At 65.7% G+C, this 23,482-nt stretch carries 23 protein-coding genes; 7 read left to right on the top strand and 16 right to left on the bottom strand.

Going from position 1 to position 23,482, the window contains the following annotated elements; translation table 11 throughout:
• Window position 1: 1 nt before the first annotated feature.
• Genes J2X38_RS11980 through J2X38_RS11940 form a run of 9 tightly spaced genes read right to left on the bottom strand, consistent with a single transcriptional unit; the run spans window position 2 to window position 8,695 of the window.
• Complete coding sequence (locus J2X38_RS11980; RefSeq protein ID WP_310254324.1) at window positions 2–904, bottom strand: SDR family oxidoreductase; 903 nt, start codon at window positions 902–904, stop codon at window positions 2–4.
• 5 nt (window positions 905–909) lie between these two features.
• Entirely contained in the window at window positions 910–2,061 is a 1,152-nt protein-coding gene (locus J2X38_RS11975; RefSeq protein WP_310254322.1) for an acetyl-CoA C-acetyltransferase, read from the bottom strand.
• Window positions 2,062–2,072: 11 nt separating this feature from the next.
• Window positions 2,073–3,086 (bottom strand): acyl-CoA dehydrogenase family protein, encoded by a 1,014-nt coding sequence (locus J2X38_RS11970; RefSeq protein WP_310254320.1) that lies wholly within the window; start codon window positions 3,084–3,086, stop codon window positions 2,073–2,075.
• Window positions 3,087–3,092: 6 nt separating this feature from the next.
• The gene (locus J2X38_RS11965; protein WP_310254318.1) at window positions 3,093–4,244 is read right to left on the bottom strand and encodes an acyl-CoA dehydrogenase family protein; all 1,152 of its coding nucleotides are present in this window, start codon (window positions 4,242–4,244) and stop codon (window positions 3,093–3,095) included.
• Window positions 4,244–4,999 (bottom strand): enoyl-CoA hydratase family protein, encoded by a 756-nt coding sequence (locus tag J2X38_RS11960; RefSeq protein WP_310254316.1) that lies wholly within the window; start codon window positions 4,997–4,999, stop codon window positions 4,244–4,246. The genes J2X38_RS11965 and J2X38_RS11960 overlap by 1 nt, the downstream gene beginning before the upstream one ends.
• A 3-nt stretch (window positions 5,000–5,002) precedes the next feature.
• Window positions 5,003–6,082: a nitronate monooxygenase gene (locus tag J2X38_RS11955; RefSeq protein ID WP_310254315.1), complete on the bottom strand. Its 1,080-nt coding sequence runs from the start codon at window positions 6,080–6,082 to the stop codon at window positions 5,003–5,005.
• Window positions 6,082–7,005, bottom strand: a complete 924-nt coding sequence (locus tag J2X38_RS11950; protein ID WP_310254313.1) for an enoyl-CoA hydratase — start codon at window positions 7,003–7,005, stop codon at window positions 6,082–6,084. Before J2X38_RS11950 ends, J2X38_RS11955 begins: the two co-directional genes overlap by 1 nt.
• A 3-nt stretch (window positions 7,006–7,008) precedes the next feature.
• Entirely contained in the window at window positions 7,009–7,809 is an 801-nt protein-coding gene (locus J2X38_RS11945; protein WP_310254311.1) for a ketoacid CoA transferase, read from the bottom strand.
• A gap of 10 nt (window positions 7,810–7,819) precedes the next feature.
• Window positions 7,820–8,695, bottom strand: a complete 876-nt coding sequence (locus J2X38_RS11940) for a CoA-transferase (RefSeq protein ID WP_310254309.1) — start codon at window positions 8,693–8,695, stop codon at window positions 7,820–7,822.
• 151 nt (window positions 8,696–8,846) lie between these two features.
• Here J2X38_RS11940 and J2X38_RS11935 point away from each other — a divergent pair, with 151 nt between their 5' ends.
• The 3 genes from J2X38_RS11935 to J2X38_RS11925 all read left to right on the top strand — a co-directional run bounded on the left by J2X38_RS11935 (window position 8,847) and on the right by J2X38_RS11925 (window position 11,541).
• A complete protein-coding gene (locus J2X38_RS11935) occupies window positions 8,847–9,611 on the top strand; it encodes an SDR family oxidoreductase (protein ID WP_310254307.1) in 765 nt (254 codons plus the stop codon).
• 139 nt (window positions 9,612–9,750) lie between these two features.
• Window positions 9,751–10,782 (top strand): NADP-dependent oxidoreductase, encoded by a 1,032-nt coding sequence (locus J2X38_RS11930; protein WP_310254305.1) that lies wholly within the window; start codon window positions 9,751–9,753, stop codon window positions 10,780–10,782.
• An 87-nt stretch (window positions 10,783–10,869) separates the two neighbouring features.
• A complete protein-coding gene (locus J2X38_RS11925; protein WP_310254302.1) occupies window positions 10,870–11,541 on the top strand; it encodes a hypothetical protein in 672 nt (223 codons plus the stop codon).
• Window positions 11,542–11,924: 383 nt separating this feature from the next.
• Here the strand turns inward: J2X38_RS11925 and J2X38_RS11920 are convergent, their stop codons facing one another.
• The gene (locus tag J2X38_RS11920) at window positions 11,925–12,848 is read right to left on the bottom strand and encodes a LysR substrate-binding domain-containing protein (protein WP_310254301.1); all 924 of its coding nucleotides are present in this window, start codon (window positions 12,846–12,848) and stop codon (window positions 11,925–11,927) included.
• A gap of 111 nt (window positions 12,849–12,959) precedes the next feature.
• Between J2X38_RS11920 and J2X38_RS11915 the strand changes: the two genes are divergently transcribed.
• The 3 genes from J2X38_RS11915 to J2X38_RS11905 all read left to right on the top strand — a co-directional run bounded on the left by J2X38_RS11915 (window position 12,960) and on the right by J2X38_RS11905 (window position 15,407).
• Window positions 12,960–13,826 (top strand): pirin family protein, encoded by an 867-nt coding sequence (locus J2X38_RS11915; protein WP_310254299.1) that lies wholly within the window; start codon window positions 12,960–12,962, stop codon window positions 13,824–13,826.
• 139 nt (window positions 13,827–13,965) lie between these two features.
• Entirely contained in the window at window positions 13,966–14,607 is a 642-nt protein-coding gene (locus J2X38_RS11910) for a hydrolase (RefSeq protein ID WP_310254296.1), read from the top strand.
• A 188-nt stretch (window positions 14,608–14,795) separates the two neighbouring features.
• Window positions 14,796–15,407 carry a glutathione S-transferase gene (locus tag J2X38_RS11905; RefSeq protein WP_310254850.1) on the top strand — a complete coding sequence of 204 codons (612 nt, stop codon included), beginning with the start codon at window positions 14,796–14,798 and terminating at the stop codon, window positions 15,405–15,407.
• Window positions 15,408–15,708: 301 nt separating this feature from the next.
• On the opposite strand, the gene J2X38_RS11900 is transcribed toward J2X38_RS11905, so the two are convergent.
• The 6 genes from J2X38_RS11900 to J2X38_RS11875 all read right to left on the bottom strand — a co-directional run bounded on the left by J2X38_RS11900 (window position 15,709) and on the right by J2X38_RS11875 (window position 22,394).
• On the bottom strand, window positions 15,709–16,077 hold the full coding sequence (locus tag J2X38_RS11900; protein WP_310254294.1) for a copper-binding protein: 369 nt from the start codon (window positions 16,075–16,077) through the stop codon (window positions 15,709–15,711).
• A complete protein-coding gene (locus J2X38_RS11895; protein WP_310254292.1) occupies window positions 16,074–19,208 on the bottom strand; it encodes an efflux RND transporter permease subunit in 3,135 nt (1,044 codons plus the stop codon). Before J2X38_RS11895 ends, J2X38_RS11900 begins: the two co-directional genes overlap by 4 nt.
• On the bottom strand, window positions 19,205–20,434 hold the full coding sequence (locus J2X38_RS11890; RefSeq protein ID WP_310254290.1) for an efflux RND transporter periplasmic adaptor subunit: 1,230 nt from the start codon (window positions 20,432–20,434) through the stop codon (window positions 19,205–19,207). Before J2X38_RS11890 ends, J2X38_RS11895 begins: the two co-directional genes overlap by 4 nt.
• Window positions 20,431–21,657, bottom strand: a complete 1,227-nt coding sequence (locus J2X38_RS11885) for a TolC family protein (RefSeq protein WP_310254288.1) — start codon at window positions 21,655–21,657, stop codon at window positions 20,431–20,433. Before J2X38_RS11885 ends, J2X38_RS11890 begins: the two co-directional genes overlap by 4 nt.
• Window positions 21,658–21,722: 65 nt before the next feature.
• On the bottom strand, window positions 21,723–21,962 hold the full coding sequence (locus J2X38_RS11880; protein WP_137891288.1) for a hypothetical protein: 240 nt from the start codon (window positions 21,960–21,962) through the stop codon (window positions 21,723–21,725).
• 63 nt (window positions 21,963–22,025) lie between these two features.
• Window positions 22,026–22,394, bottom strand: a complete 369-nt coding sequence (locus tag J2X38_RS11875) for a hypothetical protein (RefSeq protein WP_310254286.1) — start codon at window positions 22,392–22,394, stop codon at window positions 22,026–22,028.
• 318 nt (window positions 22,395–22,712) lie between these two features.
• Between J2X38_RS11875 and J2X38_RS11870 the strand changes: the two genes are divergently transcribed.
• A complete protein-coding gene (locus J2X38_RS11870; protein ID WP_058536378.1) occupies window positions 22,713–23,477 on the top strand; it encodes an SDR family NAD(P)-dependent oxidoreductase in 765 nt (254 codons plus the stop codon).
• The last annotated feature ends 5 nt before the right edge of the window (window positions 23,478–23,482 follow it).

Raw genomic sequence — 23,482 nt, 5'->3', positions numbered from 1 at the left:
CTTAGCTGCCCCAGACCTGGCGCGGTTCGCTGCGGACCGCGATCAGCTTGTCGACCGCATCGCCGATGTCGGCAGGCGCCCATTTCGCCCGCTTGTCGACCGTCGGGCCGAGCTTCCAGCCATCCTCGATCGTGATGCGTCCGCCTTCGAGCTCGAAGACGCAGCCCGTCACATGCTTCGACTGTCCGGAGCCGAGCCACACGACGGTGGGTGCGATATTGTCGGGATCCTGCGCGTCGAAACCGCTTTCGACCGCCGCCATCTTGTCCGCAAAAGCGCCCTCGGTCATCCGCGTGCGCGCCGCGGGGGCGAGGGCGTTGGCGGTGATGCCATAGCGGCCAAGTTCGGCCGCCTGCACCAAGGTCAGCGCGGCGATGCCGCCCTTGGCGGTCGAATAGGCCGCCTGCGCGATCGAGCCTTGCAGCCCCGCGCCGCTGGTCGTGTTGATGATGCGCGCGTCGACGGGATGGCCCGCCTTCTGCTGCGCGCGCCAATAATCGACCGCATGGCGGCTGACGCAGAAATGGCCGCGTAGATGGACGTGCATCGTCGCGTCCCATTCTTCGAGTGTCGCGGAGACGAACATGCGGTCGCGGACGATCCCGGCGTTGTTGACGACGACATGCAGGTCGCCGAACGCCGCTACCGCCGCGTCGACGATGCGCTTGGCGGCATCCCAGTCGGCGATGTCCTCATAATTGGCGATCGCGTTGCCGCCCGCCGCCTTGATTTCGGCGACGACCTCATCCGCTGCCGACGTATCGCGGCCTTCGCCCGCGAGGCTGCTGCCGATGTCGTTGACGACGACATTGGCGCCCTCGGCCGCGAAGGCGAGCGCATAGGAGCGCCCGAGCCCGCGCGCCGCGCCGGTGATGATGACGGTCCGCCCTTCGCAGATGCCCATGTTGCTTACAGCCTTTCGATGATGGTGACGTTGGCCTGACCGCCGCCTTCGCACATGGTCTGGAGGCCGTAGCGGCCGCCGGTGCGTTCGAGCGCGCCGAGCAATGTGGTCATGAGGCGCGCGCCGGTCGCGCCGATCGGATGGCCGAGCGCGATCGCGCCGCCCTGCACATTGACCTTCTCGTGCGGCACGCCAAGTTCCTGCATCCATGCCATGGGGATCGAGGCAAAGGCTTCGTTGCATTCGAACAGGTCGATGTCGTCCACCGTCATGCCCGCCTTTTCGAGCGCATATTTCGTTGCCGGAATCGGGCCGGTGAGCATCCAGATGGGATTGTCGGCGCGGACCGACAGGTGATGGATACGCGCGCGGGGTTTCAGGCCATGCGCCTTCACCGCCGCCTCGCTCGCGATCAGCAGCGCCGCGGCGCCGTCGCAATTCTGGCTGGCGATGCCCGCGGTGATCACGCCGCCTTCGTTGACGGTCTTCAGCGACGCGAGCCCTTCGGGGGTGGTCTGCGGGCGGACGGTTTCGTCCTGTTCCAGCCCTTCGAAGGGTGCGATCTCGGCCTTGAACCAGCCATTGTCGATCGCGGCCTGTGCGCGGCGGTGCGATTCTGTCGCGAATTCTTCCATCGCTTCGCGGCTGATCTGCCATTTGTTGGCGATCATCTCGGCCGACTTGATCTGGTTGATTTCCTCGGTGCCGTAGCGCGCGTCCCAGCCCTTCGCCCCGATGAAGGGGCTGTCGAAGCCATAGGCTTGTCCTGCATACATCGCCGCCGAAATCGGGATCGCGTTCATCGCCTGGCTGCCGCCGGCGACGACCAGATCCTGCGTCCCGCTCATCACCCCCTGCGCGGCGAAATGCACCGCCTGCTGCGACGATCCACACTGGCGGTCGATCGTCGTGCCGGGGACATGTTCGGGAAGCCCCGCGACGAGCCATGCCGTGCGGCCGATGTCGCCCGCCTGCGGGCCGATCGTGTCGCAGCAGCCCCAGACGACATCGTCGACCAGACCCGCGTCGATGCCGGTGCGTTCGACCAGCGCCTTGATCGGGTGCGCGGCGAGGTCGGCGGGGTGGACGGCGGCGAGGCTGCCCTTCTTGCGCCCGATGGGGGTGCGGACGGCGTCGATGATATAGGCTTCAGCCATATTCTTGTTCCTTATGCGAAGCTGTGGCCGGGGCCGATCGGCAGCGCGCCGCCGATAACGGCGGCGTCGATGCGCGCGAGATGGAAGGCGCGGTCGCCCCATGCGCCGGCCAGCGCCCAGGCGCGCTTCATCCAGAAATGCAGGTCGACTTCGTAGGTGTAGCCCATCGCGCCATGCGTCTGGATCGCGGTCTCGCTCATCGCCCATGCGGCGTCGGCGGCGGCGAGCTTGGCGTGGCTGACGTGGACGGAGGCGCTGGCGGTCCCTTCGGCGAGCGCGACGGCGGCGCGCTGGATCACCGGCTTGGCGAACTCGATCTTGACCACCGCCGTCGCAAGGTGATGCTTGACCGCCTGAAAGCTGCCGATCGGCTGGCCGAACTGGCTGCGGTTCTTCGCATAGTCGGTCGCCTGTTCGAGCATCGCGTCGGCGACGCCGACAAGCTGCGCGGCGGCGATCAGCGCGGCATGGTCGAGCAGCGCGTCGGCCGATCCCACGTCAACCCCCGAAGCGGCAACGAGCGCATAGAGGCGGCGGAGCGGGTCGACGCTATCGAGCAGTTCTGAGTCGCCGCTCCTTTCGGTGAGTAACAGCGCTCCATTCTTCACCGACAGGATATGGCTGGCGTCCTCAAGGTCGGCGACCCACGGATTGACCGGGTGCTGGAGCGCGACCTTGGCTTCACCCGCGGCGATCGCCCCGAGCAGCGCGTCCTGCCCGCCCGCCTTCGCGAGCAACGGGGCGGCGACGAGCGCGGTGTCGGCCAGCGGCTCGGCGACCCCGGCGCGGCCGAGTTCGGCGGCGATCAGCACCGCATCGAACAGCGACAGGCCGAGCCCGCCCCGCGCTTCGGGGACAAGCAGGCCGGGCAGGCCCATCTCGACGAGGCCCTGCCAGACGTCGGCCGAGCGGCGGCTGTCGCTGGTGTCGAGAGCGCGCAGCAGTTCGGGGCCGTGGACGCCCGCGAGATAATCGCGCACGCCTGTCGTCAGCGTCGCCCGATCTTCGGTGATGATGAAATCCATGGCGACTTACCTCGGCAGGCCGAGCAGGCGCTCGGCGATGATGTTGCGCTGGATCTCGTTCGAACCCGCGTAGATCGGGCCCGAGAGCGAGAAGATATAGCCTTCGAGCCAGCCATTGAGCGCGCCGCCGTCGAGGTGGCGAAGCTCGGCTGAGGCGCCGAGGAGTTGCATCGCGGTGCGGTGCGCGGTGCGGTCGAGTTCGGACCAGAAGATCTTGTTGAGGCTCGCCTCGGCGCCGATATGCCCGCCCGCCATGATCTTCGAGGCGACGGCATAGGTGTTGTAGGCATAGGCCTGCGCATCCATCCAGGCCTGCATCACCTGCTCGCGCGCGGCGGGAGCGGCCTTGGCCTCATGCGCGCGGAACAGTTTGACGAGGCGCTCGGCGGCGGCCTGGAAACGCGCGGGCGAGCGCAGCATCAGCCCGCGCTCGAAACCCGCGGTCGCCATTGCGACATTCCAGCCTTCGCCTTCGCCCGCGATGCGGTTTTCGACGGGAACGCGCACTTCATCGAAGAAGAGTTCGGCAAAGCCTGGATCGCCGTGGAGCTGGCGGATCGGGCGGCGCGTCACGCCGGGGGCATTCAGATCGAACAGGATGAAGCTCAGCCCCTTGTGCCGCTTCGATTCGGGGTCGGTGCGGAACAGCCCGAAACCCCAGTCGGCAAAGCTCGCGCGGCTCGACCAGGTCTTCTGGCCCGAGATCACATAATGATCGCCGTCGCGGATCGCCTTGGACGTAATCGCCGCCATGTCCGACCCGGCATTGGGTTCGGACCATGCCTGCGCCCAGATCACTTCGCCCTTCGCCATCGGGGTCAGGAAGCGCGCCTTCTGCTCGTCGGTGCCGAACTCCATGACCGTCGGGCCGAGCAGGAAGATGCCGTTCTGGTTGACGCGCAGCGGTGCTCCGGCGCGATAATATTCCTCTTCGAAGATCAGCCACTGGATCAGGTCGAGCCCGCGCCCGCCATAAGCCTCGGGCCAGGTGACCATGCCCCAGTTGCCGCTCGCGAGCCTCCGCTCCCACTCGACATGCTGGTGATAGCCGTCCTCGCGTTCGAGGGTGACGAGCGGTTCCTTGGGGACATTATCTTCCATCCACGCACGCACTTCGGCGCGGAAATCCTGTTGTTCGGGGGTGTAGGCGAGGTGCATCAGAATTCGGCCGCCTTGCCCGTCTCGACGAAGGCGTCGCGCGATTTCTGGCTGTCTTCGTGCATGTACATTTCGAGCGTGAAGCCCTGTTCCCAGCGATAGCCGCGATCGACGTCGCGCGCTTCGAGCCCGTTCAGCGCCTCCTTCGCGATCACCAGCGCCTTGCGCGACTTGCCCGCGATGATGCTTGCAAAGGCGCGTGCCTCCTCGACCAGCGCCTCGCGCGGCACGACCTTTTCGACCGCGCCGAGCCGGTACGCTTCCGCGACCGGGATATTGCCACCGGTGAAGAAGGCCGCGCGCACCTTGTGCAGCGGTAGCATGCGCGAGAGGTGCGAGGCGCCGCCCATCGCGCCGCGATCGACTTCGGGCAGCGAGAAAAAGGCGTCGTCGGCGGCGATGATCGTGTCCGACGCGCCGCAAATGCCGATGCCGCCCCCGATCACGAATTTGTGGACCGCGACGACGACGGGCACTTCACAGTCGCGCACCGCCTTGAAGGTCAGGTAATTGCCGCGGTTGAGCAAAGTGATCCGCTCCGGATGCGCCTGCATCTCCTTGATATCGACGCCGCCACAGAAACCGCGCGCGCTTTCGGCGGCGCGGATCAGCACGACGTTGACCTCGGGATTGCTGCCGGCTTCGCGGATGATCGCGGGCAGGCTGTTCCACGTTTCGCTGTCGAACGCGTTGACCGGCGGGACGTCGAAGACGATCTCGGCGATGCGGTCCTTGATCTCGGTATGGATCGGCATGGGTCAGGCCCCCGTTTGCGGTGAAGATGAAAGGGCGGCGAGGCGCGCGCGCGCTTCGGCTTCGATGGATGCGATGAGGTCGGCGCAGCTCGGCAGATCGTCGAGGCGTCCGGCGACGAGCCCCGTTGCCATCAGCCCGTGATCGGGATCGCCCTCGACCACCGCCTTCTGGATGAGCATCGGGGCGGACGCGGCCATCATCGCCTGCGGCAGCGTGAGCCCGCCGTGGCTGGTCATGCCCTTCGCGGCCTTGAACAGCTCGCCGAACGAGGCGCCGGTCTGGCGCTTCATCGCAAGACCGCTTTCGATCGCGCGGCGCCAGATACCGAGGCCCGACGAACGTTCGATGCGGTTCAGCAACGCATTTTTGATCATCCGCTGCGGCAGGCCGTCGACCTTGGTCGACACGAGAATGTCGTCGGTGCCCGCCTTGACATAGCGCGCCTTGGTGAGGTCGGGGATCGGGCTTTCGCGCGTCATCAGGAAGCGCGTGCCCATCGCGATGCCGACCGCGCCATAGGCCAGCGCGGCCGCGAGCCCGCGCCCGTCGCCAAAGCCGCCCGCCGCGATCACCGGTACCTTCACCGCGTCGAGCACCTGCGGGAGCAGGATCGTCGATGCGACCGATCCGGTATGCCCGCCGCCTTCGCCGCCCTGCACGGTGACCATATCGACGCCGAGCTGCTCCATCTTCTGCGCATGCTTGACCGCACCGACGGTCGGCACGCAGAGGATCCCCGCGTCCTTGAAGCGCCCGATCATCTTCGCATCGGGGCCGCGTCCGAAGCTCACCGCGCGCACCTGATCGCGGTGTTTCAGGATGATCTCGACGATCTCCGCCGCGCCCGGCTGGAACATATGGAAATTGACGCCGAAGGGCTGCTTCGTCCCCGCCTTGACCGCAACGATCGCGGCCTCAAGCTCGGCGGGCTGCATCACCGCGCCTGCGAGGAAGCCGAAGGCGCCCGCCTCGCTCGACGCGATCACCAGCCCCGGCGTCGCGATCCAGCCCATCGCGGTCTGGATCACCGGCAACCGGCAGCCGAGGCGCCGGGTCAGCAGGTTGGCGAGCGGATCGGCCATCAGCCTGCGTCCCGATCCTTTTGGCCGGCGTCCTTCTTGTTGGCTTCGGCCATCTTCTTGCCGTCGAACCCGGCGATATAGTCGCCCTTGACGAGGCTGTTGTTGGCGTGCGCGAAATGATGATAGCCGAACGCCGCGTCGATCCCGGCATTCTTGCCCGCCAGCGTCTCCATATGGTTGCACGCCTGTTTCGCGAGTTGCAGCGCGAGACGCGGCTGCGTCGCGATCCGTTCGGCGACGCGCTTCACCTCGTCCGCCAGCTCGGCGCGCGGCACGACGCGGTTCACCATCCCGGCTTCGCGCGCGCGCTCGGCGCTCATCCGTTCGCCGAGGAACAGGAATTCCTTCGCCAGCCGGACGTTGAGTTCGTGGCAATGCGCGAAATATTCGAGGCCCGGAAAGCCCATCTGCAGCACCGGGTCCTGGAAGAAGGCATCGTCCGACGCGATGATCAGGTCGCACACCCACGCGAGCATCAGCCCGCCCGCAATGCAGCCGCCATGGACCTGCGCGATGGTCGGCTTGGGAATGTCCCGCCACCTTTTGCACATGCCCAGATATTGCTCATGCTCGCGAGCATAGGCTTTTTCGGCGCCCGCCTTGGTCGAATGATCGTACCACATCAGCCGGCGCTCGACGGGCGAATGAAAGTCGCGCCCCGGCGTGCCGATGTCGTGGCCGGCGCTGAAATGCTTGGCGTCCGATTTCAGGACGATGACCTTGACCGCGTCGTCGTCGACCGCGCGAAAGAAGGCATCGTCTAGCGCATAGGTCATCTGGCTGTTCTGGACATTGTGATATTGCGGGCGGTTCAGCGTTACCCACGCAATGCCGTCCGCCGCCTCATAGAGGACCGGCGTGTCGGTCTCGTAAACCGGGGTTTCATCGACCGGCGGGACCAGCCCGTCATTCTGATCGGTCATGGGTCAGCTCCTCTTGCCTGCGGGATTGTTCTTGAGCACCCCGGCGCGCAGACCATGCGGATCGAGCCGCGCGATGATCGCGAGCTGCTCGGCGGTCGGGACGGGGGTCGTCCTGATCTCGGCCGCAGCTTCGAGCGCGAAGCCCGTCGCCTCCTGCACCTGATCGAAGGTCACGCCGGGGTGGAGCATCACGACACGGATCGCATTGTCCTTGCCGCCGAAGTCCATGACGCAGAGGTCGGTGACGATCAGCCGCAGGTCGACGCGGCTGAAATCGACGCCGGGGGTGCGGCGCGCCGGGTTGTAACCGACGCTCGACACCATATCGACCTCGCCCTCGACGAAGATGCGCTTCGAATGCGTGGGCACAAACATCGAATTGATGTGGCAGATGCTGTTGCCCGGAAAGCCGCGCGCGCCGAGCATCTGCACCTTCGGCTGATCATAGGTGCCGCCGAGATAGGAGATGTTCGTCTGCCCGAAGCGGTCGATCTGGCTGGGCGTCACCATCGCATGGCGCTTACCCGACCAGACCGCGGCATCGAAGAAGCGCGAAAAGGGCAGATAGCCTGCCGCCCTGCGGTCGTCATAACCGCGCGGACCGAGCGGCACCGGGTCCTCGACGAGGTACGCCTCGCCGTCGGTCATCATCAGTTCGGGTGTGTGTGTCAGCTTGGCGAGGCCTGCGGCGAGGCGCGGGGCGGGGCCGATGCCGGTCGCGACGAGCTCGCCATTGCCGCGCCACGCCTCGGACGCGGCGACGATGAGCTGTTCGCAAAGGGTGAATTCGGGTGCGGTGGTCATGTCGTCCGCCTCAGAAAATGGGAAGGGGAAGGGCGGCGACGGCGTCCTTGCCGCCGACGCGGTCGAGATAGTCGGCCTCGTCGGCGCCGATCGTGTCGGCAAAATAGGCGTCCCAGCCGCCGTCCTCGCGCGCGCTCGCGGCATAGGTTTTGAGATGCTTCATGTCCCAGCCGTAGGAAGGCGGCATCGAGGTCGGATGCGCGCCGAGCGGCGCCTCGACCACGCCGTGGACAAAGCAACGCTCGACGATGTTGGCTCGGGCATCTTCGGGGTAGCTATGGTCCATCCGCTCGACGACTTCCTCGGCCGACACGAAGGTGCGGTCGGCGGCGCGCGCGAACCATTCGTCATAATAGGTGTCGGGGCCGAGCGCCTGAATATTGCCGAGGCGGTCGGCGCGGCTGACGTGGAGCAGCGCTGCATCGAGCTTCAGCGGCGGCATCGCCAGCACGACCTCGCCATCGTCATAGGGCGACTGGACGGTCCGGAACCCGCCGTGGGTCATGATATCGGTGCCGAGCCCGACATGGGTGGGCAGGAAGGGCAGGCGGAACGCCGCGGCCTTCAGACCCCATTGCAGCATACCTTCGTCGAGTTCGAGAATGTCGAGCGTCCCCGCCTCGCGCGCTTTGCGGAAATAGGGTTCGAGCGGGATCGCATCCATCGAGACGAAGCCGAAGATCAGCTTCTTCACCTTGCCCGCGGCGCAGAGCATCCCGACCTCGGGACCGCCATAGGCGACGATCGTCAGGTCGGTCAGGTCCGAACGCAGGATCGCGCGCACCAGCGCCATCGGCTTGCGGCGCGGGCCCCAGCCGGCAATCCCGATCGTCATCCCGCTCTTCAGCGAGGCGACGAACTGCTCAATGGTTAGTTGCTTGTTCAATCCACTCTCCAGCCCACAGGCGCCGGGCACGAGGGCGCCCGCGATGTTGCAAGAGGGATAGGCGCGCTGGTCGTTCGCCCGATACCACCATATGGAGAGAGACTTTCCCGCCGCCCGATCAGAGAGAGGCGGGTGAGAAATGGAGATGGATATGGCGGACGAGAAACAGCGCGTGGCGCTCGTGACCGGCGGCAGCCGCGGAATCGGCCGCGCGATCGCCGAGCGGCTGCTGGAAGATGGCCTGCGCGTCGTGATCTGCGGCCGCAATGCCCCCGGCGACCTGCCGCGCCACCTTGACGCGGCGGCGGAGTTCGAGGCGTGCGATGTGCGTTCGGCGGACGAGGTTCAAGCGATGGTCGACCGCATTTTCGAACGCCACGGCCGGCTCGACCTCACCGTGAACAATGCCGGGGGCTCCCCCGAAGCCGATGCGGCCTCCGCGTCGCCGCGTTTTTCGGAACGCGTCCTCGCGCTCAATCTGCTCGCGCCGCTGCATGTCGCGCAGGCCGCCAACCGTATCATGCAGGCGCAGGAGGATGGCGGGAGCATCGTCAATATCGCCAGCGTCTCGGGTACGCGGCCGTCGCCGGGAACGGCGGTTTATGGCGCGGCCAAGGCGGGGCTGCTGAGCCTCACCGAATCGCTTGCGATGGAGTGGGGGCCGAAGGTGCGCGTCAATGCGATCGTCGTGGGGCTGGTCGCCACCGAGGCCGCGGCCGATCATTATGGCGGCGAGGCGGGGATGAAACGGATCGATGCGATGCTGCCGCTTGGCCGGATGGCGCGCGGGCCCGATATTGCAGGCGTCGTCAGTTTTCTGGCGTCGCCGGACGCGGCCTATGTCAGCGGCGCAAGGATCGCCGCGCATGGCGGCGGCGAGCGGCCGATCTTTCTGAGCCTTGCCCAGATGGGCTGACGTCGCGACGGAGACGCCGCATATGGTGGGCGGGATTCGAAAACATTCTGTGCGCGGCGCAGGACAATGGCGACTTGGCGAAGGCGTCGGACGGTTGCGATAATGATGCGGTCTTCCACTGCCATACCGGAGTGTCGTCATGCCCGCAGAGACCGTCAATCGCCAATGGCTGCTCGCGCGGCGCCCCAGGGGGCAGGTCAGCGTGGATGATTTCGCGCGGCATGACGCGCCCGTGCCGCGGGCCGATCTGGCCGCGGGCGAAATCCTCATCCGCAACCTCATGCTCGGCTTCGATCCCGCGCAGCGCGGGTGGATGGACGATGTCCCAAGCTATCTGCCCCCCATCATGATCGATGAGCCCGTGCGCGGCAGCGCGGTCGCGCGCGTGATCGCGTCGGGCAATCCGGCCTATCCGGAGGGCTCGATGGTGCGGGGGTTGTTCGGATGGCAGGATTATGCCGTTGCGGCGCGGGCGGGCGACCCCGACCCCGTGCCCATTTCCGAAGATACGGCACCCGAAGAGGCATTGGGCATATTCGGCGCGGCGAGCCTCACCGCCTATGTCGGCATGTATGATGTCGGCCGGCTCCGCGCGGGGGATTGCGTGCTCGTTTCGGGTGCGGCGGGTGCGGTCGGATCGGTTGCCATCCAGATCGCGCGGCTCGCTGGCGCGCGCGTGATCGGGATCGCTGGAGGCGCCGAAAAATGCCGCTGGTTGATAGAGGATTATGGTGCCGACGCTGCGATCGATTATCGCGCGGAGGATGTGCGAGCGCGGCTGGGAAAGCTCGCACCCGAGGGAATCGATCTGTTCTTCGACAATGTGGGCGGCGCCACGCTCGAAGCGGGAATCGCGCATATCGCACGCTTTGGCCGGATCGTGCTGTGCGGTGCCATTTCGGGCTATAACGACACGCACGCCGCTGTCGGGCCGCGCAACCTGATGCGGCTGATTCCGCAGCGCGCCGAGATGCGCGGCTTTATCCTGCTCGACCATCTGGATCGTGTGCCCTCTGCTATGGTGGAACTCAGGCAATGGGTCCGCAGCGACCGGATCCGCTATCGTACCGACATCCAGCATGGTTTCGACATCATCCCACAAACATTCTTGCGGCTGTTCAACGGCTCAAATCAGGGCAAGCAATTGCTGCGGATCGACGGGGTGGAATAGGCTTGGATTGCCGGCGCGGGCCGCCGCATCGGCGTGGAAATCGCGGACGCTATTGATGATTGGGCGCGTGTCTCGCATTCTTGGGGCATGAACAAGAAATCTAGCCAGAGCGCCAAAGGGCTGCGCCAATTTCTGGATCTCGAACAGCAGGACGAGTGGCTGGAGGGCAGGGCGGAACTGGCCGACGCGGAGGAGCGGCAGGATTCGATCGAGCAGCGGATAAAATATGCGCATCGCTTCCAGAAGCTGCTTCGTCGACCGCAGGCGTCCGAGCTATTTGAGATTCTCGAGCTATACGGCCAGACCTGCATTCCGTTGCCTCGCGCGACGGAGCGCACTTACTGGTCGGTTTCCTGCCTGCCATCGACGTCGGACAAACCGTTGGTCCGCGTCAACGCGAGTTGGATGGAACTGTTCACGCTCTACGCCGACGGCGACGATCTCCGCGCACGGCTCATTGTTCACCTGTCGGATTTCACGACCGATGGGTCGTTCGCACAGGAGAGGATCGACCAGATGTTTCTCGAGGGGAGCGTGCGGGCACCCGAGGATTTGAGCTATTCGGTTCCGAGCGGTCCGGATATTTTCATCGTCAAGATACGAGGCTCCGCTTCCATCCGCGACTTCCTCACGGTCCCTCGCGCGCTGCGCGCCGTTCGGCATTTCAATCTGACCCACATGAACCGCGGCAGGAATGCCTATCAGGCCAGCCATTCCTATAGCGTGGCGGATTACATGCTGGGGGAGGGCTCTCCCTGACGCTCACGACCGCCGACAGCCACGGGTTGAATCCCGTCGGGTGACGCTCATGGTTCAGGTTCGTCGCAGCAATCGCGAAGATGGTCGAACTCTATCCTTTCAGATCAAGCCAACTGCTATTTTTCGGGCAGCGGACGAATTGGAAGGATCGTAGAAAATGTTCGGTAAATTGCTGGTCTTCATGCTCGTCAACGCCGGGTCTTACGCGCCGGGAGGGGATCATCGGCAAGCGTTTGGAGCAGCTGCTCAATCGGACGCCGCGAGAACAACCGCGCGCCCTATCTGTGGCCGGAATGCGTACAGAAAGAGCAGCCTTGACGCGAGACGTCTGTCGCCTCGGTTGTGGTCCGGCATAAGGCCGGACCGTCAACTTTCGGCCATACTCAATCGTGGCCCGATTCCGGCACCCGCCGCCGCTGCGCAGCGCACTCGTCCGCGAGAAAATCCAGAAGCGCCCGCACCGAAGGAAGGAGCCCGCGCCGGGATGGAAATACCGCATGGACGATTTCGTTCGAAGGTCTCCAGTCGGGCAGCACCGTCACCAATCGTCCTGCCTGCAAATCGTCCCAAACGACAAGGGTTGGCAGGCGCGCAGCCCCGGCCCCGGCAAGCGCGGCGTCGCGCAGCAACGCCATATCGTCGGTGACCAGCCGCGGCGCATGGCGCACCTCGGCGACGCTGCCGTCGGCATGGGTCAGGCGCCAGCGATGCTCGCCGCCCGCCGGCCCGAAATCGACGCTCGGCAGGCCGGCGAGATCGGCGGGCAGGGTGATGGCCCGTTGCTTGAGCAAATCCGGGCTGGCGACGATCCGGATCGTGCGCTCGTCGAAACGGCGCATGACAAGTTCGCTCTCGGTCAGCGGCGGCGGCCGGACGCGGATCGCGAGGTCGAACCCTTCGCCGATGACATCGACGCGGCGGTTGGTGCTTTCGAGGTGGAGCTCGACCGCGGGATAGAGCGCCATGAAGCGCCCCAACAGTTCGCCGAACTGGAAGGCGAGAAGGCCGGTCGGGCAGCTGAGCCGCACGACGCCGCAGGGTTCGGCGCGCGACTGGTCGATGACGGTTTGGGCGCCTTCGGCCTCGACGAGCATGGCGACGCAGCGGCGGTAATATTCCTGGCCGATCTCGGTCACCGAAAAGCGCCGCGTCGAACGCTGGATCAGGCGCACGCCCAGTCGATCTTCGAGCAAGCCGATGCGGCGGCTCACCTTCGACTTCTGCAAGCCCAGCGCGCGCGCGGCCGCGGCGAAACCCCCATGATCGACGGCCTGCACAAAGAGATAGAGGTCGTTGAGGTCCTGCATTGTCCTATCAGTAGGACTCTGAGTCCATTTTCGCAATCTTTCGGCGTCTTTGGTGAAGGATTATTCTTCATTTCAACAGATGCCTCCCTCTGGAGGCGCAGGAGATGCACGATGAAGACGATCCTTGGCACCTACAGCAATCCAAACCAGCATTGGGTCGGCGACGGCTTTCCCGTCCGCTCGCTCTTTTCGTACAACAGCCTCGGCGACCGGGTCAGCCCCTTCCTGCTGCTCGACTATGCCGGCCCCTATAATTTCGCGCCGACCACCGATCGACGCGGCGTGGGTCAGCATCCGCACCGCGGGTTCGAAACGGTGACGATCGTCTATGACGGCGAGGTCGAGCACAAGGATTCGGCTGGAAACGGCGGCATCATCGGCCCGGGCGATGTCCAGTGGATGACGGCGGCGGGCGGGATCCTGCATGAGGAATATCATTCGCCGGCGTTCGGCAAGACGGGCGGCCCGTTCCGGATGGTTCAGCTGTGGGTCAATCTGCCCGCGAAGGACAAGATGGCGCCGGGCGGCTATCAGGGTATCATCTCGGCGGACATTCCGACCGTCGAGCTGCCCGACGGTGCGGGCCTCGGCCGGGTGATCGCGGGCGAGATGCTCGGCGTGAAGGGCCCGGCGGGGACCTTTACCCCGATCAACGTCTGGGATGTCCGGCTGAACCGCGACGCCGATGTGACGCTCGACCTGCCCGAAGGCCATACCGCGATGCTGGTGGTGCTGACCGGCCATGTCACTGTGGGCCGCAGCGAGGAAGCGGGCGAGGCCGAGATGGTATTGCTGAGCCGGGAAGGGGGATCGATTCAGGTCCACGCCGACGGCGACGCGACGATCCTTGTCCTGACTGGCGAACCGATCGACGAACCGATCGTTGGCTACGGACCCTTCGTGATGAACAGCGACGCCGAAATCCGCCAGGCCATCGACGATTTCAACAACGGCAGGCTCGCGCCAGTCGCGGCCTGACGCGGACCCGGCTTCCTCCCCCACCTCCCGGGAGCCGGGTCCTCTCTCCCCTCGATCAATTGACGGTGGACCCGCGTGCCCCGCCGCGACGGCAGTCGCCTGCCGGCCCTTCGGCGCGCCCATATGCAGGAGAAGACCCATGACAAGCGAAGCGATCCGCGATCCGAAGGCCGACCATCTGCTGACCCCGCAGAATTCCGCCTTCATCATCATCGACTATCAACCGGTGCAGGTGAATTCGATCGCCTCGATGGACCGGCAGCTACTGCTCAACAACATCGCCGGCTGCGCCCGGGCGGCGGTCGCTTACGACCTGCCGATCGTCCATTCGACGGTGAATGTCGAAACCGGCCTCAACAAGCCGCCGGTGCCGCAGGTCCGTAAAGTCCTCGGCAATTACCCGACCTATGACCGCACGACGATCAATAGCTGGGAAGATGTCGAATTCCGCAAAGCGGTCGAAGCCACCGGGCGCAAGAAGCTGATCATGACCGCGCTTTGGACCGAGGCTTGCCTGACCTTTCCCGCGCTCGACGCGCTCGCCGAAGGTTATGAGGTCTATGTCCCGGTCGATGCGGTGGGCGGCACCTCGCGCGCCGCGCACGACGCCGCGCTGCGACGGATTGAGCAGGCGGGGGGCAAGATGATTTCGGTCCCGCAACTCTTCTGCGAACTGCAGCGCGACTGGAAGCGCAGCGAGACCGTTCCCGCCTTCATGAACCTGTTCATCGAGACGGGCGGCACCGCTGGAATCCAGTTTTCCTACGACAAGGCCGACTGACCCGGAATGTCTCCGCCGGCGCGGCGCACGCCGCCCGGCGGAACCCCTTAAGGAGAATGATCTCGCCGGACCGGCCTTCGGCGGATTCTACGAGAAATTGCTGCGCGCGGCTTTGAGACCGCGCGTCCATCCGGCGGATGGGGCGCGGGCGATTTGGCGGCGCGTTTGTGATCGGCTATGCGCCCGCGATGCCCGGCATCCCGATCCTCTATAGCTTTCGCCGCTGTCCGTACGCGATGCGCGCGCGGATGGCGTTGCTGGTGAGCGGGACGATCTACGCACATCGCGAAGTGGAACTGCGCGACAAGCCTGCCGCCATGCTTGCCGCATCGCCCAAAGGAACCGTGCCAGTGCTCGTGCTGGCGGATGGGGCGGTGATCGATGAAAGCATCGATATCATGCACTGGGCCTTATCGCAGCATGACCCCGAGGACTGGCTGCCGCGCGCCGATGCGGCGTTGGTCGCGAAGTTCGACGGCGCGTTCAAACACCATCTCGACCGTTACAAATATGCCGGGCGTTACGATGTCGATCCGCTGACGCATCGCGCGGCGGGTTTGGCGATGCTGACGGAGCTCGACGAGCGGCTGAAGGAACAGGATTATCTTGGCGGCGCGACGCGCGGGTTCAGCGATATCGCGCTGTTTCCATTTATTCGTCAGTTTGCCGGGGTCGATGCGGAGTGGTTCGCAGCCTGCGCGCCGCAAAGGATGCGCCACTGGCTGGCAATTATGGTGACGTCGGACTTGTTCGGGCAGGCGATGATCAGAATCGCGCCATGGGCCGAAGGGCAGGGCTGAAAACAAACAGCCGGTTATGGAAATGGGTCTCCATCGCTTCGAAGCTCAAGCTTGCCCTTTGTACGGCTGGTCAAATGGAATAATCGGCACTGCTCTGTCAGCAGGGCGCCCTCATGCCGGTCGTTTCTGGGTTTCGTCGGGTGGGGACTGTTCGTGAGCCGACGGATTTCCGGCGCCGAAAGGCGGGCGCCGGGATCCGTCGGCGCCCGCCCTCGAGGTCAGTCTGGCCGTCCACGAAGGAAACTTCCTAAGGGGTTGGAGCGCGCCCAAGGCGCGTAGCGACCAACCGCCCGACGTGGCCTTATAGCGCTTTGTCGAGCTTGGTGATCGTGCCGGCCTTGCCGTCCCAATCGAGCTCGAACGCGACCTTGTCGCCGACCTTGATGTCCTTCAACAGCTCCGGTTTCGCCACAAAGCCCATCGTCATCGGCGGCCATTCGAGCTCGGCGATCGCACCATGATCGAGCGTGACCTGCCCCTTCGCGATATCGATCGCGGTCACGGTGCCGGTGCTTTTGCCATGTATGGTTTCGGCCGGCATCGCCATGGTCCCGGCGTCGTCGGTCATGGCGGCGGTCTCTTCGGCTTTCGGCACTTCGCCTTGCTGGCCGCAGCCGGCAAGCGCCGTACCGAGCGCAAGGCTGAGCGCGATGGTGGCATATGTCTTCATGTCGTTTCTCCTTCGGGTTGAACGGTTTTGGCGGAACGGCTCCGCATGATGAGATAGGCGGCAGGCAGGACGAACATCGAAAGCAGCGGCGCGGTGAGCATGCCGCCCACCATCGGCGCCGCGATGCGGCTCATGACCTCGGAGCCGGTGCCCGTTCCGACGAGGATCGGGAACAGGCCGGCGAGGATGACGGCGACCGTCATCGCTTTTGGGCGGACGCGCAGCAGCGCGCCGTCACGAACCGCCGCCCTGACATCTTGGTCGCTTCGGGCATCGAGCGCCTGGCGGAGATAGATCAGCATCACGACGCCGAACTCGGCGGCGACCCCGGCCAGCGCGATGAACCCCACCGCGCTCGCGACCGACTGGTTGTAGCCCAGGAGATAGAGCAGCCACATCCCGCCGGTGAGTGCGAACGGCAAGGTCGCGAGGATCAGCAGCGCCTCGTCCCAGCGGCGGAAGGTCAGGTAAAGCAGGCCTGCGATGATCGCGAGCGTGACGGGCACGACGATCTTCATGCGTTCGGTGGCGCGGATCAGAAATTCGAACTGGCCGGCATAGGAGACGCTGATCCCCGGCGGCAGATCGACGTCGCGCGCGACAGTTTGCTGGATGTCCTGGACGAGCGTCTGGAGGTCGCGATCGCGGCCTTCGACATAGATGTAGGTGACGGGCCGCCCATTCTCGCTCCGCAGCATCGGCGGCCCGTCGCTGACCCTGACGCTCGCCACCGTGCCGAGCGTGATCTGCTGACGCGACGGCGTCAGCAGCGGGAGGTCGGCCAATTTGCCGATGCTGTCCCTCAGTTCGCGCGGATAACGGACGCTGATCGGATAACGCGCCAGTCCCTCGACGGTCTGGCCAATCGTCTCGCCGCCGATCGCGCCCGATACGATCGTCTGCACGTCGGCGACGTTGAGACCGTATCGCGCCGCCGCGGCGCGATCGATGTCGACGTCGATATAACGCCCGCCCGTCAAGCGTTCGGCGAGCGCCGAAGAGACGCCCGGCACCGTCTTGACCACGGTTTCGATCCGTTTCGCGGTCCGGTCGACCGCCGCGAGGTCCGATCCCGCGATCTTGATTCCGATCGGGCTCTTGATCCCCGTCGCCAGCATGTCGATGCGGTTGCGGATCGGCGGAATCCAGAAGTTCGCGAGCCCCGGCACCCGGACGCGCGCGTCGAGTTCGGCGATCAGCTTTTCCTCGTTCATCCCGGGACGCCACTGGTCCTTTGGCTTGAACCGGATCGTCGTCTCGAACATTTCGAGCGGCGCCGGGTCGGTCGCGCTGTCGGCGCGGCCCGCCTTGCCGAACACGCTCTCGACCTCGGGAACCGTCTTGATCAGCCGGTCGGTCTGCTGGAGCAGGCCCGCCACCTTCGCGCTCGATATGCCCGGCAGCGCCGAGGGCATGTAGAGAAGGTCGCCTTCGCTCAGCTGCGGCATGAACTCGCCGCCGAGCTGCGTCATCGGCCAGAGGCTCGTTGCGAAGATAAGGCCGGCGATCGCGAGCGTCTTTTTCGGCCGGTCGAGTACCCAATCAAGCGCCGGCCGGTAGGCACGCGTCAGCCAGCGATTGACGGGATTGGATTGCTCGCCCGGAATGCGCCCGCGGATCAGCCACCCCATCAGCACCGGGATCAGCGTGATCGACAGCAGCGCCGCGGCCGCCATCGCATAGGTCTTGGTGAAAGCGAGGGGCGAGAAGAGCCGGCCTTCCTGTCCTTCGAGCGTGAAGATCGGCAGGAAGGAGAAGGTGATGATGAGCAGGCTGAGGAAAAGCGCGGGGCCGACTTCGGCGGCGGCATCGGTGATGACGCGCCAGCGCGCGGCGCCTTTCAGCTCCCCGCCCGGGTGATCGGCTTCCCAATGCTCGAGATGTTTGTGGGCATTTTCGATCATCACCACCGCGGCATCGACCATCGCACCGACCGCGATCGCGATCCCGCCGAGCGAGAGGATATTGGCGTTGAGCCCCTGCACCCGCATGACGATGAAGGCGATCAATATTCCGAGCGGCAGCGTCAGGATCGCGACCAGCGCCGAACGCGCGTGCCAGAGGAACAGCGCGCAGATGATGGCGACGATAACGAATTCTTCGACCAGCTTGGTGGTGAGGTTGTCGATGGCGCGGTCGATGAGCCCCGAGCGGTCGTAGGTCGTCACGATCTCGACCCCCGGCGGCAGGCCTGCCTTGAGCTCGGCGAGCTTGGCGCGAACGCCGTCGATCACCTCGCGGGCGTTCTGGCCCTGCCGCATGACGATGACCCCGCCCGCGACCTCGCCCTCGCCGTTGAGCTCGGCGATGCCGCGGCGGCTGTCCGGACCGATCTGGACCGTTGCAACATCGCCCAGCGTCACCGGAACCCCGCCCGCCGCGGTGCGCAGCGGCACGCTGCGAAAATCGTCGAGAGTCGAGAGATAGCCGCTCGCGCGCACGATATATTCGGCTTCGGCCATCTCGACCGTGCCGCCGCCGCGTTCCTGATTGGCGCGTTTCAGCGCATCGGTCACCTCGGCCGCGGTCACGCCAAAGGCGGCGAGCTTCTGCGGATCAAGGAGGATCTGGTATTGCCGGACCATCCCGCCGAGGCTCGCGACCTCGGCGACGCCGGGGACCGCCTTCAACTCGAAGCGCAGGAACCAGTCCTGCAGGCTGCGGAGGTCAGCGAGGTCGTGGCGCCCGCTCTTGTCGACGAGCGCATATTCATAGACCCAGCCAACCCCCGTCGCATCGGGGCCGAGCGTGGCCTTCGCCCCTTCGGGCAGGCTGCCCTGCACCTGGCTCAGATATTCGAGCACGCGGCTGCGCGCCCAATAAAGGTCGGTGTCGTCGTCGAACAGCACATAGACGAAGCTGTCGCCGACGAAGCTATAGCCGCGTACGACGCGCGCACCGGGCACCGACAACATCGTCGTCGTGATCGGATAGGTGACCTGGTCCTCGACGATCCGCGGCGCCTGGCCCGCATAGCTGGTGCGGATGATGACCTGGACGTCGGAGAGGTCGGGGAGCGCATCGACCGGCGTCGTGCGGACTGCGACGATGCCGAGCAAGGTGAGGATCAGCGCCGCCGCCGCGACAAGCCCGCGCGCCGCGACCGAGGCGCGAATGATCTTCGCGATCATTGCGCCGACTCCAGCGAGCGGACTGTGAGGCCGGTCAGGCTCGCTTCGGAGTCGAGCAGGAACTGGCCCGATGCGACGACCTTCTCGCCGGGGGCCAGCCCCTGCAATATCTCGGTCTTGCCGCCGCCTTCACGTCCGGCGACCACCTCGGCGGGATGGTAACGCCCGTCGCCCTTCTCGAGCATCACGATGTTGCGCGTGCCGGTACGAATCACCGCTTCGCTCGGGACCAGCAGCGCCGGTTTCGCGTCGCTGCCGAGCGCGACGGTCGCGAACATGCCGGGGCGCAGGCGCCCGCCGCGATTGGCGAGCTCGACGCGCGCCGTCAGCGTCCGACTGTCGGCCGATGCGGTCGGCAGGATGGCGATAACCCTGCCGGCGAAGCTCTCGCCGGGATAGGCAGTAAGGGTCGCGGTCGCCCGCTGGCCGGTCTTCACCAGTGCGGCCTGCGCCTCGGGGAGCGCTGCGTTGAGCCATACGGTACCCAGCCCCGAGATTTCGGCGAGCGTCTGGCCCGTGGCAAGGGTTACGCCCACGCGGGCGTTGAGCGTCTGGACGACCCCGCCGATCGGCGCGCGCACGGTCAGCCTGCCGCCGGTGCGTCCGGTCCGGTCGACCTCGGCGATCACGCCTTCGGGTATGCCCATCAGCCGCAGCCGCTGCCGGGCGGCCGCCGTGAGTTCGGGTTTCCGGAGCTTCTTGACGCTCAGATATTCGGTCTGGGCGCTGCCCCATTCGGGCAATTGCAGGTCGGCGATCGGCGCGCCGGCGCCGATGACATCGCCGGGCGCGAGGCGATAGACGCGCTCGACGAAACCGCCCGAGCGGGCCTGGACGATCGCGACGTCGCGCTGGTTGAAATCGATGCTGCCATTGACATCGAAGGTTGCCGCGATGCTGCCCATTTCGGCCGCTACCACTCTTATACCGAGGCTCTGCCGCGCCGCCGGATCGACCGACACGCCGGGTGCCGCGCCGCTGCCCTCGTCGGCATATTTGGGCTCAAGCTGCATGTCCATGAAGGGCGACTTGCCGGGCTTGTCGAACTTCTGGTTCGGGAACATCGGATCATAATAATAAAGGATCTTGCGCCCGCCGCTTCCGGTCGCCTCGGTTGGCGCATCGCTCTGGCCGCTCAGTCCCAGCCAGTATCCACCGCCGCCCGCGATCAGCACCGCGGCCAATATGCCGGCGCGCCACCGCGCCGCTGATGTTGCATCGGTCATCGACCTGCCTCCCCATAAATATAGTTGATCCGGATCGCGTCGCGCGCGACTTCGGCTTCGCGCGCCAGCGCATCGACTTCGGCTTCGGCGAGCGCGAGCGTCGACAGGAGCGCGGTCCCGAGGTCGAGCTTTCCGGCGGCGTAACTTGCAAGATCGAGCTCGGCGCGCTTCTTCGCGAGCGGCACGAGCCGCGTGCGCGCATTGGCGAGCTGCTCATGATGCATCCGATGATCGGCGAGATCGGCGTCGAGCGCCGCCGCGATGCCGCGTTTGGCGGCCTCGCGGTCAAGCCGGGCGCGCGTGGCCTCGCTGGCGCGCGCTGCGATCTTCGGATCCTGCCGCTTTTTCGAGAAGAAGGGCAGGTCGATGGTGACCCCGACCGTGACGAGATCGCCATAATTGGGCTCGCGGCGCCCATAGGCGGCGTTGACGCTCCAGTCGGGGCGCTTGTCGGCGCGCGCGAGACCGGTCTCGGCATCGGCGGCGATGGCCCGGGCGTCGAGCGCGCGCAGCCTTGGCAGGGCGTCGATACCGGCGCGCAATCCTTGTTCGTCGATCATCTGCGGCGGCAAATCGCCGAGTGTGTCGGCCGCGGCGTCGTCAGTGAAGCGGGCGAGCTGCGCGCGGGCGCGGGCGATCTCGGCGGCGAGCGCACTGTGGCGGTCGTTGATCGCGGCGCGAAGCTGATCGGGTTCGAGCGCCTGCGCCGGTCGAGCCGCGCCGCTCGCGAGCCGCGCGGTCACCGTCGCTTGAAGGTCTTCAAGGCCGTCGTCGAGCAGGTCGAGTTCCTTGAGGCGCTTCTTGGCGTAGAAGAGATCGACCCAGGCAAGCGCTGTCGCGAGCCTGACGTCCTGCGCGGTGACCGCTTCGTCGGCGCGGGCGATTCCGATGTCGGCCTGCGCGCGCGTCGCGCGCGCGCGCCGCTTGGCCGGATTCGGAAAATCCTGGCTGATGCCGATGACCTGCATCGTGAAGTTGTCGCGATTGAACCGGCCCGCATCGGGCCCGGTCACCGGAAAATCCTTAATTGCCAGATCGAGCTTTGGGTCGGGCAGCCGGTCGGCGGCGATCGCCGCCGATTGGGCGGCATCGATGCCGGCTTCGCGGCCCTGCAATTCGGGCGCTCGCGTCGTCGCGAGTTCGAGCGCTTCATCGAGCGACATGGGTTCGGCGCGAAGGGCCGTGGGCAGCGCAAGCAAGGCTGCGGCTAGAAAAAGGCGCATGGGTCCCTCTTGTACGGAGCAGGCAGGACCGCCCCCGGCGTGGCTGCGCCAGGGGCGGTCGGGCATTATTTGCCGGGGTGGCTCATGTGATCGCCGGACATTTTCTTCATGCCCTCGGCGGGTCCGGACTTCATCGTGCAGCAATCGCACGCCTTCATGTCCTTCATGTCCTTCATATCGGACATGTTCGGCCCGGGTGCTTCGCTCGATTGCGTCGCATGATGGCCGCCCGGCGCTTCCTGCGCGATTGTGGGGGCGGCAAGGGTGGCGGCCGCGAATGCGGCAGCGCTCATAATCATTTTCATGTTGAATTCCTCGGTTGAAATGCGTGGAGCGCGCGCCGGCAGGTGCCGGTACGCATCAGGCAATCAGCCGAGAATGAGCGGTGGATCGGGTTCGGGTCCGACCGTGAGCCCGTCCAGTCGGTGGGTCAGAAGTGGATCAAGCAGATCGCGCAGCGGTTCGGGGGCGGCGAACGGTATCGCCGGAGACACGACAACGGGCGGCAGCGCGCAACCCATCTTGGCGATGCAGTCGAGCGTGAGGCCCGTGCAGGGTGCACTGTCATCGGACTTGTCGATGCCCATCATTTCGGCGCACTCGTCGCTCATCGCCGGTGCGGCAATGGCCGTCTCCGACGCCATGGGAATCGCCGGTGCCGAGGCGAATGCCGCCTCCTGGGCCAAAAGGCCAAGCATCGCTCCCAAAAGGAGCAAAAGGGAAAGCCAGCGCTTCACAGGCGATACATGATCCTTGTCGGTTTTCCGTCAATCCGAAACCGGAAGAGCGGGGTGCATTGCACTATAGCATCCGTACCATAGTACGGAGTCAAGCCGTTTCGTCGAGGCGCCCATTGGAACGAGGACGCGCCCGAATCCGGACGTTGGGTCTCGGTCGCTGATGGTCCATTACCAGCCGCTCAAGGTAGCGGACGACCATGGCAAGACCTTCACTTCGAGTCTGACACCGGGGTGCGAGCGACTCCCATTTTTGCTGATGTCCCTGTGCGACTTCGCCCGATACTGTCCTCCTTAAAATGACATGAGGAGGATGCGATGGATCTCGGTCTCAAAGGCAAGAAGGTCATTATGAACGGCGGCGCGCACGGGCTGGGACTTGCGTCGCTCAAGATTTTCGCTGCCGAGGGAGCCGATGTCGCCTTCTTCTCGCGCGATGCCGACAAGGTGAAGGCCGCCGTCGCGGCGATCGATGCCGCCGGGCCGGGCAAGGTCCATGGCGAGCAGTTCGACATGACGGGCAACCCAGAAGGCTATCGCGAATGGCTAGGAAAGGCGCGCGACGCGCTCGGTGGCTGCGACGTCTTCATCCACACGGCGAGTTCGTCGGGGCAGGGTGCGACCGGCGACTGGCAGCGCGGGCTCGACATGGACGTGATGGGCGCGGTGCATGGCGTCGAGGTGCTGACCGAGGCGCTCGCGGCGTCGGGGTCGGGATCGATCATCTTTATGTCGTCGACCGCGGCGGTCGAGACCTTCATCGTGCCGCAGGCGTTCAACGCGCTGAAGGCGGCGCTCATCACCTATGGATCGCAGTTGAGCCAGGCGCTTGCGGCGCAGAATATCCGCGTCAACATCGTCTCGCCCGGCGCAATCTATTATCCCGGCGGCAATTGGGAGGTGATCAAGTCAGCGGTTCCGGCGCTTTACGAAGGGACGCTTGCGCAGATGCCGATGGGACGTTTCGGCGAGCCCGAGGAGGTTGCGAAGGGTATCGTGTTCATGGCGTCGCCCGCCTGTCCCTATATGACCGGCGCGCATCTCGTCATCGACGGCGGCTTTACCAAACGCGTCCAGTTCTAGGCGGC

The organism is Sphingopyxis sp. BE235 (assembly GCF_031457175.1).
In the GTDB taxonomy this organism is placed as follows: domain Bacteria; phylum Pseudomonadota; class Alphaproteobacteria; order Sphingomonadales; family Sphingomonadaceae; genus Sphingopyxis.
This window is presented reverse-complemented; position numbering and strand designations above follow the sequence as displayed.

What these genes read in the sequence shown, in the direction of transcription:
- J2X38_RS11980 (WP_310254324.1), bottom strand. Translation starts at nt 904, where the DNA reads ATGGGCATCTGCGAAGGGCGGACCGTCATCATCACCGGCGCGGCGCGC.
- J2X38_RS11975 (WP_310254322.1), bottom strand. Translation starts at nt 2,061, where the DNA reads ATGGCTGAAGCCTATATCATCGACGCCGTCCGCACCCCCATCGGGCGC.
- J2X38_RS11970 (WP_310254320.1), bottom strand. Translation starts at nt 3,086, where the DNA reads ATGGATTTCATCATCACCGAAGATCGGGCGACGCTGACGACAGGCGTG.
- J2X38_RS11965 (WP_310254318.1), bottom strand. Translation starts at nt 4,244, where the DNA reads ATGCACCTCGCCTACACCCCCGAACAACAGGATTTCCGCGCCGAAGTG.
- J2X38_RS11960 (WP_310254316.1), bottom strand. Translation starts at nt 4,999, where the DNA reads ATGCCGATCCATACCGAGATCAAGGACCGCATCGCCGAGATCGTCTTC.
- J2X38_RS11955 (WP_310254315.1), bottom strand. Translation starts at nt 6,082, where the DNA reads ATGGCCGATCCGCTCGCCAACCTGCTGACCCGGCGCCTCGGCTGCCGG.
- J2X38_RS11950 (WP_310254313.1), bottom strand. Translation starts at nt 7,005, where the DNA reads ATGACCGATCAGAATGACGGGCTGGTCCCGCCGGTCGATGAAACCCCG.
- J2X38_RS11945 (WP_310254311.1), bottom strand. Translation starts at nt 7,809, where the DNA reads ATGACCACCGCACCCGAATTCACCCTTTGCGAACAGCTCATCGTCGCC.
- J2X38_RS11935 (WP_310254307.1), top strand. Translation starts at nt 8,847, where the DNA reads ATGGCGGACGAGAAACAGCGCGTGGCGCTCGTGACCGGCGGCAGCCGC.
- J2X38_RS11930 (WP_310254305.1), top strand. Translation starts at nt 9,751, where the DNA reads ATGCCCGCAGAGACCGTCAATCGCCAATGGCTGCTCGCGCGGCGCCCC.
- J2X38_RS11925 (WP_310254302.1), top strand. Translation starts at nt 10,870, where the DNA reads ATGAACAAGAAATCTAGCCAGAGCGCCAAAGGGCTGCGCCAATTTCTG.
- J2X38_RS11920 (WP_310254301.1), bottom strand. Translation starts at nt 12,848, where the DNA reads ATGCAGGACCTCAACGACCTCTATCTCTTTGTGCAGGCCGTCGATCAT.
- J2X38_RS11915 (WP_310254299.1), top strand. Translation starts at nt 12,960, where the DNA reads ATGAAGACGATCCTTGGCACCTACAGCAATCCAAACCAGCATTGGGTC.
- J2X38_RS11910 (WP_310254296.1), top strand. Translation starts at nt 13,966, where the DNA reads ATGACAAGCGAAGCGATCCGCGATCCGAAGGCCGACCATCTGCTGACC.
- J2X38_RS11905 (WP_310254850.1), top strand. Translation starts at nt 14,796, where the DNA reads ATGCCCGGCATCCCGATCCTCTATAGCTTTCGCCGCTGTCCGTACGCG.
- J2X38_RS11900 (WP_310254294.1), bottom strand. Translation starts at nt 16,077, where the DNA reads ATGAAGACATATGCCACCATCGCGCTCAGCCTTGCGCTCGGTACGGCG.
- J2X38_RS11895 (WP_310254292.1), bottom strand. Translation starts at nt 19,208, where the DNA reads ATGATCGCGAAGATCATTCGCGCCTCGGTCGCGGCGCGCGGGCTTGTC.
- J2X38_RS11890 (WP_310254290.1), bottom strand. Translation starts at nt 20,434, where the DNA reads ATGACCGATGCAACATCAGCGGCGCGGTGGCGCGCCGGCATATTGGCC.
- J2X38_RS11885 (WP_310254288.1), bottom strand. Translation starts at nt 21,657, where the DNA reads ATGCGCCTTTTTCTAGCCGCAGCCTTGCTTGCGCTGCCCACGGCCCTT.
- J2X38_RS11880 (WP_137891288.1), bottom strand. Translation starts at nt 21,962, where the DNA reads ATGAAAATGATTATGAGCGCTGCCGCATTCGCGGCCGCCACCCTTGCC.
- J2X38_RS11870 (WP_058536378.1), top strand. Translation starts at nt 22,713, where the DNA reads ATGGATCTCGGTCTCAAAGGCAAGAAGGTCATTATGAACGGCGGCGCG.